The 13657-nt window shown below is 45.4% G+C and carries 10 protein-coding genes; all 10 read left to right on the plus strand.

Annotated elements, in window-relative coordinates; translation table 11 throughout:
- The first annotated feature begins 191 nt into the window (after positions 1–191).
- Entirely contained in the window at positions 192–1256 is a 1065-nt protein-coding gene (locus IGI78_RS01925; protein ID WP_195265405.1) for a DUF871 domain-containing protein, read from the plus strand.
- A complete protein-coding gene (murQ, locus tag IGI78_RS01930) occupies positions 1249–2157 on the plus strand; it encodes an N-acetylmuramic acid 6-phosphate etherase (protein WP_269924134.1) in 909 nt (302 codons plus the stop codon). The genes IGI78_RS01925 and murQ overlap by 8 nt, the downstream gene beginning before the upstream one ends.
- Positions 2157–4172 carry a glucose PTS transporter subunit IIA gene (locus tag IGI78_RS01935; protein ID WP_195265401.1) on the plus strand — a complete coding sequence of 672 codons (2016 nt, stop codon included), beginning with the start codon at positions 2157–2159 and terminating at the stop codon, positions 4170–4172. Before murQ ends, IGI78_RS01935 begins: the two co-directional genes overlap by 1 nt.
- Before the next feature lie 128 nt (positions 4173–4300).
- Positions 4301–5332, plus strand: coding sequence for an LPXTG cell wall anchor domain-containing protein (locus tag IGI78_RS01940; RefSeq protein ID WP_252708231.1), 1032 nt, complete (start codon positions 4301–4303; stop codon positions 5330–5332).
- A 265-nt stretch (positions 5333–5597) separates the two neighbouring features.
- Positions 5598–6266: a TetR/AcrR family transcriptional regulator gene (locus IGI78_RS01945; protein WP_077453958.1), complete on the plus strand. Its 669-nt coding sequence runs from the start codon at positions 5598–5600 to the stop codon at positions 6264–6266.
- Positions 6259–7986, plus strand: coding sequence for an ABC transporter ATP-binding protein (locus IGI78_RS01950; RefSeq protein WP_142962387.1), 1728 nt, complete (start codon positions 6259–6261; stop codon positions 7984–7986). Before IGI78_RS01945 ends, IGI78_RS01950 begins: the two co-directional genes overlap by 8 nt.
- A complete protein-coding gene (locus IGI78_RS01955) occupies positions 7983–9863 on the plus strand; it encodes an ABC transporter ATP-binding protein (protein WP_086293873.1) in 1881 nt (626 codons plus the stop codon). Before IGI78_RS01950 ends, IGI78_RS01955 begins: the two co-directional genes overlap by 4 nt.
- 204 nt (positions 9864–10067) lie before the next feature.
- A complete protein-coding gene (locus tag IGI78_RS01960; protein WP_194194941.1) occupies positions 10068–11213 on the plus strand; it encodes an acetylornithine transaminase in 1146 nt (381 codons plus the stop codon).
- A gap of 146 nt (positions 11214–11359) precedes the next feature.
- A complete protein-coding gene (argC, locus tag IGI78_RS01965) occupies positions 11360–12382 on the plus strand; it encodes an N-acetyl-gamma-glutamyl-phosphate reductase (protein WP_430618245.1) in 1023 nt (340 codons plus the stop codon).
- A gap of 78 nt (positions 12383–12460) precedes the next feature.
- Positions 12461–13651: a bifunctional glutamate N-acetyltransferase/amino-acid acetyltransferase ArgJ gene (gene argJ, locus IGI78_RS01970; RefSeq protein WP_411415697.1), complete on the plus strand. Its 1191-nt coding sequence runs from the start codon at positions 12461–12463 to the stop codon at positions 13649–13651.
- The last annotated feature ends 6 nt before the right edge of the window (positions 13652–13657 follow it).

Below are 13657 nucleotides of genomic sequence, written 5' to 3' on the forward strand. Positions count from 1 at the left end.
ATAAAGTGTACCATAACTGTAGAAAGAAGGGCATAAGAAAGTTTAAAGGGTAAAGCTTTCTTATTAAATGAAACAATATTTCTATATACATGATTTAATTATGAAATATAGTTGCGAACGAGAAAAGAATCAGTTATAATGCTTTTATAGAAAACGGTATCACGAAAGTGACTCACCAAGGAGGCAAAGAGATGTTCGGCTTTTCTGTATTTATGAACGAAGACTTGACGGCAGCAGAACTTGAGCAGATGACTGCGATGGCATCAGGCTTTAAAGGGATTTTCACCTCCATGCACATACCAGAAGACGATCGCAGTACCTATCGGCAGCGTCTGACGGACTTGGGAGGTTTCGCAAAAGACCATCAGCTGTCTTTAATGGTAGATATTTCTGGAAACGCCTTAGCAGAAGCGGGCTTTTCCATCGACAAGCTGGCGGAACTAAGGGAGATCGGTGTCACTGGTTTACGAATGGACTATGCCATCGACAATCAGCAAATCGCTGCTTTTTCAAAGGAAATGACCATCAGTTTGAATGCCAGTACATTAACGGAAAAAGACATTCGAGAGCTGCAGGCGTATGGAGCCGATTTTACTCGATTGGAAGCTTGGCACAATTATTACCCTCGACCAGAAACGGGACTGGATGCTGACTGGTTTCAGGAGAAGAACCGCTGGTTGAAAGCACAAGGCTTTTTTGTCCAAGCCTTTGTTCCAGGAGATGCCAAGAAACGCGGACCGTTATTTCAAGGATTACCCACACTGGAAAGACACCGCAACTGGTCGCCGTTTGCCGCAGCGATCGACTTGTTGGCTACCGGCTCAGTTGATGCTGTTTACATCGGTGATGGGATGGTTTCTGCAAAAAGTGCGCAGCAGTTTGCGACGTATCTGCAAGAAGCGCGGATCGTTTTGCGGGTCAAAGATCTTGGTTCGACTTACTTTGAACACGTACTAGGGAATCACCAAAATCGTTACGATGAAGCTCGAGATGTCTTGCGTAGCGCCGATGCCCGTTTCAATGCCATTCCAGAAGTCAAACCTGAACTTAGTCGAGAGCGGCCAATGGGTGCTGTGACGATCGATAACCAAGAGTACTTGCGCTATATGGGAGAGATTCAAGTGTGCAAACGATCATTGCCTGCAGACCCCAAAGTCAACCTCGCCGCTCAGGTGATACCAGCCGATCTGCCTTTGATCCAACAAATCAAAGCAGGGATGCGATTTAAATTAGAAAGAGATGATTCCAATGAATAAAATCAATTTAGACAAATTAACGACTGAACGACGCAATAGCGAAACGAGCAATTTAGATGAAATGACGATTTTAGAAGCGTGCAAAAAAATGAACCAAGAAGATCAAAAAGTTGCCTATGCAGTGGAAAAAGAAATTCCTAGTATTGAAAAAGTCATTGAACAAACTATCGCTGCTTTTAAAAAAGGCGGACGCTTGATTTATCTTGGCGCTGGTACGAGTGGTCGATTAGGCGTCTTGGATGCGGCCGAATGTGTCCCAACCTTTGGGGTATCACCTGAGATGGTGGTTGGTCTGATCGCCGGTGGCGAAGAAGCGATGACGGTCGCTGTCGAAGGAGCAGAAGACTCCTTAACGCTAGGGAAACAAGACCTTGTCGATCTGAAGTTGAATCCAAATGACATGGTGATCGGGATCGCTGCCAGTGGTAGAACTCCTTACGTGATTGGGGCTCTTGATTACGCCAATGAGCTTGGTGCCACAACGGCTACGATCGCTTGTAACAAAGATGCGGAGATCTCTCAACATGCCAGCTTTCCAATCGAAGTCGATTGTGGCCCAGAGTTTTTGACGGGTTCGACTCGTTTGAAATCTGGGACGGCCCAAAAATTGATTTTGAATATGATCTCGACGTTATCAATGGTAGGGATCGGCAAAGTCTACAATAATTTGATGGTCGACGTAAAAGCGACCAACGAAAAATTGGTAGAACGCTCAAAACGGATCATCATGCAGGCAACTGAAGCTGATTATGAAACAGCCGCCGCGGCATTTGAAGAAGCAGATCAGAATGTCAAATTGGCGATCGTGATGCTGTTGACGGATAGCACGAAAGACGAAGCACAAGCAAAACTTGCCACGGCACAAGGGTTTGTCAAAACGGCGTTAGGAGGAGAAAAGTAATGGCAAAAGAAACACTGACGGTAGAAGAGTTAGCGGAGAAGATTTTTCAAGAAGCCGGCGGAATGGACAACGTAGAAACAGTCAATCACTGTATGACTCGCGTACGAATGACCGTCCGCGACCACGACAAGGTCGATCAACAAGGGTTAAAAGAGATTCCCGGTGTGATGGGGGTCGTCAATGACGAGCAGCTGCAAGTCATTATCGGACCAGGGAAAGTCAACAAAGTAGCCAACGCAATGGTGGCAAAAGCCGGTGTTGATTTAGGGCAAGAGATCCCGCAACAAAAATCAGGCAAAGAGGCGTTATCAGAAAAAACGGCAGAAATGAAAGCAGCCCAAAAAGCCAAACAAAAATCATCACCATTGAAGTCGCTGCTGAAAGACATTTCAAATATCTTTGTTCCAATGATTCCAGCCTTCGTTGGTGCAGGACTCGTTGCAGGGATCGCCTCCGTTCTGACCAACATGATCACGGCTGGGCGATTAGATGGAGACACTTGGAATTATTATGTCATGATTTTAAACGTCCTCAGAAATGGGATGTTCACCTATTTAGCGATCTTTACTGGGGTCAATGCTGCGCAGGTCTTTAAAGCCAATCCAACCCTTGGTGGAGTGATCGGTTCGATCATCTTGCTGACAGGTATGAACCCAGAAGCCCCGATCCAAAACTTGTTCACTGGCGAAGCGTTAGCTGCCAACCAAGGGGGGATCATCGGTGTGATCTTCGCTGTATGGCTTTTGGCGAAATTAGAGGCAGTGCTGCATCGAGTGATTCCTGAAGCGATCGATATTATCGTGACCCCGACGTTGTGTTTGTTGATCATCGGTTTGACGGAGATTTTTTTGATCATGCCATTGGCCGGCCTGATCTCTGACAGCTTAGTCGGTTCGATCACTTGGGTCTTGAATGTGGGCGGGGCTTTTTCTGGGTTTGTCTTAGGGGCGGCCTTCCTACCAATGGTCATGTTTGGTTTGCATCAAATTTTGACCCCGATCCACATCCAAATGATCGAGGCAACAGGCAGCACGCAATTATTACCGATTTTAGCCATGGCTGGTGCCGGTCAAGTCGGAGCAGCTTTAGCCTTATGGGTACGACTACGTAAAGACAAAGAGCTTTCTGAAATGATCAAAGGTGCATTGCCAGTTGGGATTTTAGGCATCGGCGAACCATTGATCTACGGAGTGACATTGCCATTAGGTCGACCATTTATCACTGCTTGTATTGGTGGTGGGATCGGTGGTGCGGTCATTGGCGCTTTGACAAATATCGGCGCAACGGCGATTGGACCATCAGGGTTAGCTTTGATTCCATTGATTGCCAACGGCCGTTGGATGGGCTATATTTTCGGCTTGTTAGCAGGCTATGCTGGCGGCTTCGTTGCCACCTACTTCTTTGGGATTCCGAAAGATCGCTTAGAAGCAGTCAAAGAAAGCGAGGCAGAGGAGGCAAAATCAGCTGCAACCGTCACTTCCGTGCAATCGCAACCAAAAGAAACGAGTAAAACGGCGGCAAAGGAAACGGCAGCAAATTCATCAGCAACAACGATCGATACCCCCTTATACGCAGTAGCAACAGGTACGACAAAATCGATCAGTGCATCAAGTGATCCGGTATTTTCGCAAAAAATGATGGGCGACGGGTATTTTGTCTTGCCAGACAATGGGGCGATCTTTGCACCAGCAGCAGGGACGATCACGACGATTTTTCCAACGAAACATGCATTGGGGATCAAGACTGCCAGCGGGCTAGAGATTCTGCTGCACATGGGGGTCGACACCGTCGAATTGCAAGGAGCACCTTTTGAGATCCTGGTGGAGGAAGGCCAAGCCGTGACACCAGCCACCCAAGTTGCCCAAGTCGATTTGGCGCAGTTGACAGCCAAAGGCAAAGCTACTGAGATGCTCGTGATTATCACCAATATGGACCAAGCAGCCAACGTTGAACTGTTACCGATCGCGGAAACAAAAGCAGGTCAAGCAGTCATGCATGTGGCAACGATAAAATAATGGTAAAACCTCTATCTGATAAAGATAGAGGTTTTTTTTAAGAAGTTACTAAATTGATTGCGGAAACGAGGTCTTTATGTTACAGTTTCGTTACAAAGGGAGAAATCCCATTCGAGGAGGCAATGACGATGAAAAAAATAATTTGGTTCGGACTAATGACGCTGGCATTTTCACCATTGATGGTTCATGCAGATGAAACGGCTACGAGTGGAAGTGACAATCCGGTTGCCGTTAGCGAGACGCTTTCATCAGAAGGGCAAACAGATAGTGAGCAGATCCAAAATTCTGCCCAAGAAAGTACAGCGGAAGACCAAGAAACGGATCAATCCGCTACTTCAGAAACTAGAGCTGACGAGAATCAAGAGCCAGTCGATTCCGAAGCCGTTATTGCCTCGATCCAAGCAGAGACAGGGACGCAAAACGTCAATGAGATCAACACGTTAGCTGATGAACCTAGTTCGCTACGTAGTGCCTTAACTCAAGGGATCACTGAAGGCAGTGTGACCGCATTTACCCAAGAACAGTTGGACCAGTTGACAGATGAAGAATTGATCAATGGCAATCGCCTAGCACTACGTTATTCTAGTGATGCGATGGGCTTTGATATTGCTTACTTGGCAAAAATCATCGGTGCCTTGTTTGTTGATCAGACGTTATCCTGGGAAGCCATTGAGCCACAACTGGCTTTTGATGCGAATAGCTACGCCAGTTTTGCTGACTTGATTCCTGTCGTGGATCAGTTGCAGGAATATTTACGGGTCGTCTATCCAGCAGACGGAGTCTTTTTACATTTGAATCAAGCCGTTTCCAACGAATGGATGATTTCGATTTTAACCAATTTGAATCAGATGGAACAAGAGATGCAAGTCGATCCAGGTGCCTTTGTTCCAGGACGGATCTCTTATATCATTCAAGCGGCAAATGATTCCATGTATCTGCCTACAGGCACGCAAACGAGTACGACTGAAGAAGCGACCGCAACATCGACGACCGCTCAAGAAACAGCGACAACGACTTCTTCGAAAGAGGCCAACGCTACTGCCGATGGCGAAAAAACATTACCTAAAACCAATGAAGCGCCAAGCTATACCTTATTGATCGCAGGTATCATCCTGCTGTTGATCGTTTTCTTGATTTTATGGCGCCGAAAGAAAAAATGAACGTTATTTATAATAGGCAGAATGAAAAAATAGCAACCTTCGTTTTCCATCAGGGAAACGAAGTTTTTTTGTTTTCAGAAATTTCATTTATGATTTCTTTTCAAATAACGCCTTTTATAAAAAGACCAGAATCGATTCCTTCATAAAAAAGTCAAATTTAAATTCTTGCATTCTCTGGTGAAGGGTGTATAATGACACAGTGTCATATGACATCGTGTCATATTGAGAGCTGTGATTTATTTTAATTAGAAAGGAGATGCTTGTGATGCCGACAGATACATTTTTTCACTTGCCGCCGGAAAAACAAAAGCGCATTTTAAATGCGGCGAAAAAAGAATTTTCCAGGCTGCCTTTGAAAGACGCCTCGATCGCCAACATCATCAAAGATGCCGAAATTCCTCGGGGGAGTTTTTACCAATACTTCGAAAACAAAGAAGATCTTTACTACTATTATTTCCATACGTTGAAAAAAAATAGTCAGCGTGACCTGCTGAAATCGATCCAACATGAAAATGGGGATTTATTTGCGGGGTTCGAATGGTACTTTTCACGGATGATCGCCGAAGTTTTTAAAGGCAAAAATGCAAACTTTTACCGCAATTTATTTATGAGTATGGATTATCGTTCCTTCCATAAAGTCGTGCCCGAGATGCAGCACAAGATGCATCAAGAACACAAAGCCGATCGGCAGAAGCAGCAAGCCATCTTTTTGTCAGAGATCGACAAAGATTTATTGAAAGTCAAAGACGACCATGAGTTGAAAATGCTGATCCAGCTGCTGATGCATACCGTCTTTTCGACGATTGCCGAAGCCTATCGCCAATCAGCGTTTGATCCAGACTATGATCCTGCCGAAGCGATTGCTGATTTCAACAGTAAAGTCCGCTGGTTAAGAGAGGGCGCAAAAAAAGAAAGAGGGGAAACCTATGATTAAGCTGATAAAACGCGTATCCGTCATTTCCATCATCATGGCAGTGGTGTTTATGGTGATCCAAGTCGTTTCTGATTTGTATCTACCGACATTGACTTCCAATATTATCAACAATGGGGTGGCGACAGGCGACATTGATTACATTTGGAAAACCGGCTTTTACATGATCGGCTTTTCATTAATCAGTATCATCGCCGCTTTAGGAAATACGTATTTCGCAACAAGAGAATCACAAAAATTAGGACAAAAACTACGTTCGGACATTTACCAAAAAGTTGAGAATTTTTCTTCTCGTTCTTTCGATAAATTCGGGACCGCATCATTGATCACACGGACCACCAACGACGTCAACCAAATTCAAATGGTGACGCAAATGTTTTTACGTATGATGATCAATGCACCGATCACACTGATTGGGGCGAGTTTCTTGGCCTATCAAAAAGATGCCCAATTAACACGAATCTTTTTAGTCGTTATTCCTATCATGCTGGTATTGGTCGGCGGTATTATGTATTTTGCCGTTCCTTTATTCAAAAGTATGCAAAAGAAAACCGACCGTTTGAACTTAGTCTTTCGTGAAGGCTTGACGGGGGTCCGGGTCATTCGGGCATTTGACAAAACGGATTATGAAGCAAACCGCTTTGATGAAGCCAACAAAGATTACACCCACACCGCGATTAAAGTAAATACCATCGTGGCCTTGATGATGCCATTGATGACGTTGATCATGAGTGGGACGAACATTGCCATCACGTGGTTTGGCGGTCATTATATTGCAGAAATGACCTTAGAAGTCGGAAACTTGATTGCGTTTATGACCTATGCAATGCAAATTTTGATCAGCTTTATGATGCTGTCCATGATCTTCGTGATGGTGCCAAGAGCCCAAGCTTCGGCTGACCGGATCAACGAAGTCTTAAATGAAGAAGATGAAATTCTCGATCCCAAAACACCAGCGACATTGAGCTTACAAGGGGATCAAGCAACCTTGGCCTTTGACCATGTGGCGTATCGCTACCAAGGCGCTGAGAAATTGGCGTTGGAAGATATCGATTTTCAAGCAAAATCTGGTGATTTTGTTGCCATCATCGGTGGGACGGGCTCAGGAAAAACGACCTTAGTCAATCTCTTGCCTCGTTTGTACGATGTGGAGTCTGGTGCAATCAAAATCAATGGGGTCAATATTGCAGAAGTTACCCAGCACAATCTACGAGAAGTCGTGGGCTTTGTTCCACAAAAAGCGGTACTGTTTTCCGGTACCATTCGTGAAAATATGAAATACGGAAAACCTGATGCGACAGACGAAGAAATCTGGCAAGCCTTAGAGATCGCCCAAGCCAAAGATTTTGTCTCCGAACTGGCAGATGGCTTAGATAGCCGTGTAGAACAAGGTGGCGGCAACTTCTCTGGTGGACAACGTCAACGTTTAGCAATCGCTCGTGCGTTAGTGAAACAAGCAGATGTCTATGTCTTTGATGATTCCTTCTCCGCATTGGACTTCAAAACCGATGCCAACTTACGTGCAGCGCTGAAACGCGACATGCAAGACAGCATTATGGTCGTGGTTGCCCAACGGGTCAGCACCGTCATGGATGCCGATACGATTTTAGTATTGGATGAAGGACAACTCGTAGGAAAAGGAACCCATGAATCATTAATGGTAGACAATGAAACCTACCAAGAAATCGTTTCTTCACAATTGAGAGAGGAGGATCTTGCATGAGTGAAAAGAAAACAACAACACAACACCGTGGCGGACCAATGGGTGGCGGTCCGGGCCGTAACATCGGTGCCAAAGGACCAAAAGCCAAAAACTTTTGGGGAACGGTCAAACGGCTTTTCGGTTACATGTCGAAACGCTCTATCGCTATCATTGCCGTCTTCGTTTTAGCGATCGCAGCCGTGATCTTCCAAATCCAAACACCGAAAATTTTAGGGGAAGCGACCACTGAAATTTTTAAAGGTGTCATGATCGGTGCACAACAGATGCAAGCCGGCCAACAGGTGACAGAATTTCCTATCGATTTTGAGAAAGTTGGTCAAATCATTTTGATTGCGATCGGCATGTATGTGATTTCAGCCGTCTTCAACTTTCTACAACAGTTTATTATGACTCGTGTCTCGCAACGAACGGTTTATGAGCTGCGTCGTGACTTAGATGAAAAAATGAACCGCTTGCCGATCTCATACTATGATACTCACTCGAATGGGGATATCATGTCACGGGCGATCAATGATATGGATAATATCGCAAGTACCTTGCAACAAAACTTAACCCAATTTATTACGAGTGTCGTGACCTTTATCGGGGTTTTGTGGATGATGCTGACGATCAGTTGGCAACTGACTTTGGTTGCTTTAGCAACGGTTCCTTTAAGCTTGATCGTCGTGATGATCGTCGCACCAAAATCGCAAAAATTCTTTGCGGCACAACAAAAAAGTTTAGGATTGCTCAATGACCAAGTCGAAGAAACTTACGGCGGTCACACAGTTGTCAAAACTTTCAACCATGAAGCCGCCGATCAAGTCGTTTTTGAAGAAGAAAATGACCGTCTGTATTCCGCTGGTTGGAAAGCCCAATTTATTTCAGCGATCATTATGCCCTTGATGAACTTCATTAAAAACTTAGGCTATGTCTTCGTGGCTGTCCTTGGTGGGATCAAAGTGGCGAATGGGAACATGACGTTAGGGGATGTGCAAGCATTCTTGCAATACACCAATCAATTCTCCCAACCGATCACTCAAATCGCTAGCTTGCTAAACACCATCCAATCAACCGTTGCATCTGCCGAACGGGTCTTTGAAGTCTTGGATGAAGAAGAAATGAATGATGAGCCTTCTGGTTTACCAGTGGAAGACAGTGAATACAAAGTTCGTTTCGATCATGTTCAATTTGGTTATGCCCCAGACAAATTATTGATGACCGATTTTAATCTGGATGTCAAAGCTGGTGAGATGGTGGCTATCGTAGGACCAACTGGCGCTGGGAAAACCACGCTGATCAATCTCTTGGAACGTTTCTATGATGTTTCTGGCGGCAGCATTCGTTACGATGGCAAAGATACTCGAGACTTGACTCGTGATGAGTTGCGTAGTAATATCTCGATGGTGCTGCAAGATACGTGGTTGTTTACCGGCTCCATCTATGACAACATTCATTATGGAAATGAAAAAGCGACCAAAGAACAAGTGATTGCTGCGGCGAAAGCTGCCCATGTGGATGATTTTGTTCGCAAATTGCCAGAAGGCTATGATACGGTCTTGAATGAAGAAGCCAGCAATATCTCCCAAGGTCAACGTCAGCTGATCACAATCGCTCGTGCCTTCTTAGCGGATCCAGATGTCTTGATTTTGGATGAGGCAACTTCTAGTGTCGATACGCGGACAGAGATTTTGATCCAAAAAGCAATGGGTCGTTTGTTAGAAAATCGGACCAGCTTTGTGGTTGCTCACCGTCTATCTACGATTCGTGATGCTGACAATATTATCGTGATGAATCACGGGTCTATTGTTGAGACTGGAAATCATGAAGAATTGATGGCACAAAACGGTTTCTATGCAGACCTGTATAACAGTCAATTTTCAGAAGAAGTGGCGTGATCCACTGTTTGTAATGAAAGAAATTCTTCCCCAAATGATAATAAACAGACCGCCAAAGGTTGACTGAAAGAAAGCAGTGATTGTCACTGCTTTCTTTTTTTTATGAATTTTTGCCGCTTTATTTTAAATAATTATTGCAATTAACTGGATTAAAATGTATATTAATACATAATTTCGAATAAACCAAGAGAAGGAGTGAAACCAATGAGTCATCTTTTTCCTAATTACAGCCGTTTGCCCATCGATATCCAGCAAGGCAGCGGCAGCTATGTCGTAGATTCGCAAGGTAACCAATATTTAGATTTAACAAGCGGTATCGGGGTCGTCAATCTTGGTTATGGACATCCCAAAGTGCAAGCTGCTTTGATGGCACAAGCAGAGCAGATTTGGCATGTGCCGAATTTGTATGATAGCCAGCTGCAAGAAGAAGTTGCCCAAAAGCTGACCCAAAATCAAAAGAACGCATCAGACGAGCCGTATCTGGCTTATTTTTGTAATAGCGGCGCTGAGGCGAACGAAGCTGCTTTAAAGCTGGCTCGCAAAGCGACGGGACGTAGTAAGGTTATTAGTTTTGAACAATCTTTCCATGGTCGGACTTTTGGCGCGATGTCTTTGACTGGGCAAAGCAGTATCCATGATGGGTTTGGACCGTTAGTACCAGAGATGGTTTATGTACCGTTTAATGATCTTGAGGCATTGCAAGCCGTTTTAGATGAACAGACGGCAGCCGTGTTTTTAGAATTGATCCAAGGCGAAGGCGGCGTGATCCCTGCTGAGGTGGCATGGGTCCAAGCGGTGGCAGCCCTTTGTCAGGAGCAGGGAGCACTGCTAGTGGTGGATGAGATCCAAACCGGGATGGGACGGACAGGAACACTGTTTGCTTTTGAAGGATATGGCATTGAACCTGATCTTTTTACCGTAGCAAAAGGGCTTGGTAACGGGATCCCTGTCGGAGCGATGCTAGGCAAAAGCCACTTGCAAACGGCTTTTGGACCCGGTAGTCACGGTTCGACCTTTGGTGGCAATAAATTAGCGATGGCCGCTGCTAGTGCCGTTTGTAGTGTGTTGCAAGAAGAGGACATTCAAGTCAATGTTCAATTGCGTCAGCAGCAGTTTTTCGACGGATTGCAAGGACTATCTAAGGTGCAGGCGATACGTGGGAAAGGACTGATGATCGGTATCGAATTAGCCGATTCGGAAAGCTTGCAATCCGTGTTGACCCAATTGCGGAACCAAGGCCTCCTCGCATTAAAGGCGGGTACCAAGGTTTTGCGCTTGCTCCCACCCTTAACGATCTCGCAAGAGGAAACGAAAGCAGCATTGGCGATTTTACAAGCGATCTTAGCATAATTGTATAAAAATAGATTTTTTGGACATTTTTTCTTATAAAAACCGAATAACAGCGAATTTATTTTGAATAGTTTTATAAATAATCATTGACAGAGCGATGGGAGTTTCTTATAATCTTAAGTAAATTCTTTTGAGGAGTGACGTGTTTGAAGGCAGCAATCGTTGGTGTAACAGGGTATACCGGAATTGAATTGATTCGTTTGATCCAGCAGCATCCCCAATTGGAGGTGGGCACCTTGCATAGTCATTCTATGCATGAAAATTCATCAGTTTTGTATCCTCATTTAATTGGACTGACAGAGCAGCTGATCGAACCTTTTGATGCAGAAAAAATCCAAAAGGAAAATCAACTCGTGTTTTTTGCGACTCCTGCTGGAATCAGCAAAGAACTCGCAGCGACTTTTGTCGCAAATGACTTTCCAGTGATTGACCTTTCTGGTGATCTGCGATTGAAGGATCGGGATAGCTATCAAAAATGGTATCACCAAGAAGCTGCACCTACCGAGTTGTTGGTACAAGCGACCTATTCGCTGCCTGAGTTTGCAACGACTCCTGGCAATTTGATCGCCAATCCAGGCTGTTATGCGACTGCTGCCATTTTAGCGGCTGCGCCGTTGGTTCAGCAAAAACTATTCAGCGGTACGTTGATTTTTGATGGCAAGTCGGGCTTGTCGGGTGCTGGTAAGAAATTGACCGACAGCAGTCACTTTGCAACCGCTGCGGATAACATGACGATGTATAAGCCAAATCAGCATCAGCATATTCCTGAGATCATGCAGCAGTTTCAGCAATGGGATCAGGCAATGCCGCCGATCCAATTTTCTACCAGCTTACTGCCTGTCAAAAGAGGGATCTTTATGACGCTTTATGCGCCTATCAAAGACGCGATTTCGCAAGAGGACATCTATGAGCAGTACGTAAAAACGTATCAAGACCATCCGTTTGTCCGAGTGCAACCGTTAGGAAAGCTGCCCGAGCTGCGGCAAGTGACGGGAACGAATTTTTGTGACATTGGCATAAGTTTCAATCCGCTGACCCAAGTGTTGACCGTTGTCACAGTGATCGATAATTTAGGCAAAGGGGCTGCTGGCCAAGCGATCCAAAACTTCAATCGATGGGCAGGGATACCAGAAACGACCGGTCTTATGCAAGCTCCGTTATACCCATAAAATAGCCAACAGACACGTGAGGATCCTCGTGTCAGCCAGTGGACAATCCGCAAAAAGGTGGCAGTAGGAGGAAAGAAAATGAAAGAAATCGAAGGAACGATCGCAACCCCCAAAGGTTTTTTTGCCGACGGTCTGCATTGCGGTCTGAAGAAAGAGAAAGTCGATCTTGGTTGGATCGTCTCTGAAGTGCCAGCCAGTGCTGCGGCAGTCTTTACCACCAATCAAGTACAAGCGGCACCCATTCTCGTTACAAAGGAAAAAATGCAAGCAGGCAACTTGCAGGGCGTGATCGTCAATGCGGGCAATGCCAATGCTTGTACCGGGGAGCAAGGTTTAAAAGATGCACAAGAGATGGCAGAATTGGCAGCAGCCCAGCTACATACGAGTCCCGAAGCCTTTGCGGTAGCCTCCACCGGGATCATTGGTAAGAGCTTACCGATGGAAAAAATCACTGCAGGGATTCAGCAACTAAACAGGCAAGGGGATGCCCACCGATTTCAAAGAGCGATTTTGACGACGGATCTGACTGAAAAAAGCAGTGTCATCCAATCAACGATCGCTGACAAAACGGTGACTGTTGCGGGCTGTGCCAAAGGGTCTGGTATGATCCATCCCAATATGGCTACGATGCTGGCCTTTGTTACGACGGATGCGGCGATCGCTCCAGCACTCTTGCAAGCACTGCTGAAAGAATTGACCGACGTTACCTTCAATCAAATCACGGTCGATGGCGATACATCCACCAATGATATGGTGATAGTTTTAGCCAACGGGTTAGCCAAAAATCCAACGATCGAAGCCGATACGCCAGCTTATCAGGAGTTTAAAGGGATGCTCAAAGCAGTTCTGACCGCACTAGCCAAAGCAATTGCGAAGGATGGAGAAGGCGCCAGCAAATTGATCGAAGCTCACACGAGTGGAGCGGTGACGGATGAAGCAGCCCGGATGATCAGCAAAACCATCGTCGGTTCGCCGCTGGTCAAAACAGCCCTCTTTGGCAAAGACCCAAACTGGGGGCGTATCTTATGTGCAGTGGGTTATAGTGGGCAACCCATCGATCCAGCAACGGTATCGATCGCATTAGCCGACATTCCCGTCTTTGTCCAAGGGACACCGGTAGCTTTTGACGAAACCATCATGCAAGAACAGTTGGCGGAAAATGAAGTCAAAGTCGCTGTTGAGCTGAAAGAAGGGGCAGGTGTTGGCACCGCTTGGGGCTGTGATCTGACGTATGACTATGTGAAAATCAACGCACTATATCATACCTGAAAGAAA

This window comes from Enterococcus sp. DIV1767 (assembly GCF_050542585.1).
Lineage (GTDB): Bacteria > Bacillota > Bacilli > Lactobacillales > Enterococcaceae > Enterococcus_D > Enterococcus_D innesii.

Coding starts and splice junctions, on each gene's coding strand:
- IGI78_RS01940 (WP_252708231.1), top strand. CDS start 4,301: ATGAAAAAAATAATTTGGTTCGGACTAATGACGCTGGCATTTTCACCA.
- IGI78_RS01925 (WP_195265405.1), top strand. CDS start 192: ATGTTCGGCTTTTCTGTATTTATGAACGAAGACTTGACGGCAGCAGAA.
- IGI78_RS01960 (WP_194194941.1), top strand. CDS start 10,068: ATGAGTCATCTTTTTCCTAATTACAGCCGTTTGCCCATCGATATCCAG.
- IGI78_RS01935 (WP_195265401.1), top strand. CDS start 2,157: ATGGCAAAAGAAACACTGACGGTAGAAGAGTTAGCGGAGAAGATTTTT.
- IGI78_RS01945 (WP_077453958.1), top strand. CDS start 5,598: ATGCCGACAGATACATTTTTTCACTTGCCGCCGGAAAAACAAAAGCGC.
- argJ (WP_411415697.1), top strand. CDS start 12,461: ATGAAAGAAATCGAAGGAACGATCGCAACCCCCAAAGGTTTTTTTGCC.
- IGI78_RS01955 (WP_086293873.1), top strand. CDS start 7,983: ATGAGTGAAAAGAAAACAACAACACAACACCGTGGCGGACCAATGGGT.
- IGI78_RS01950 (WP_142962387.1), top strand. CDS start 6,259: ATGATTAAGCTGATAAAACGCGTATCCGTCATTTCCATCATCATGGCA.
- murQ (WP_269924134.1), top strand. CDS start 1,249: ATGAATAAAATCAATTTAGACAAATTAACGACTGAACGACGCAATAGC.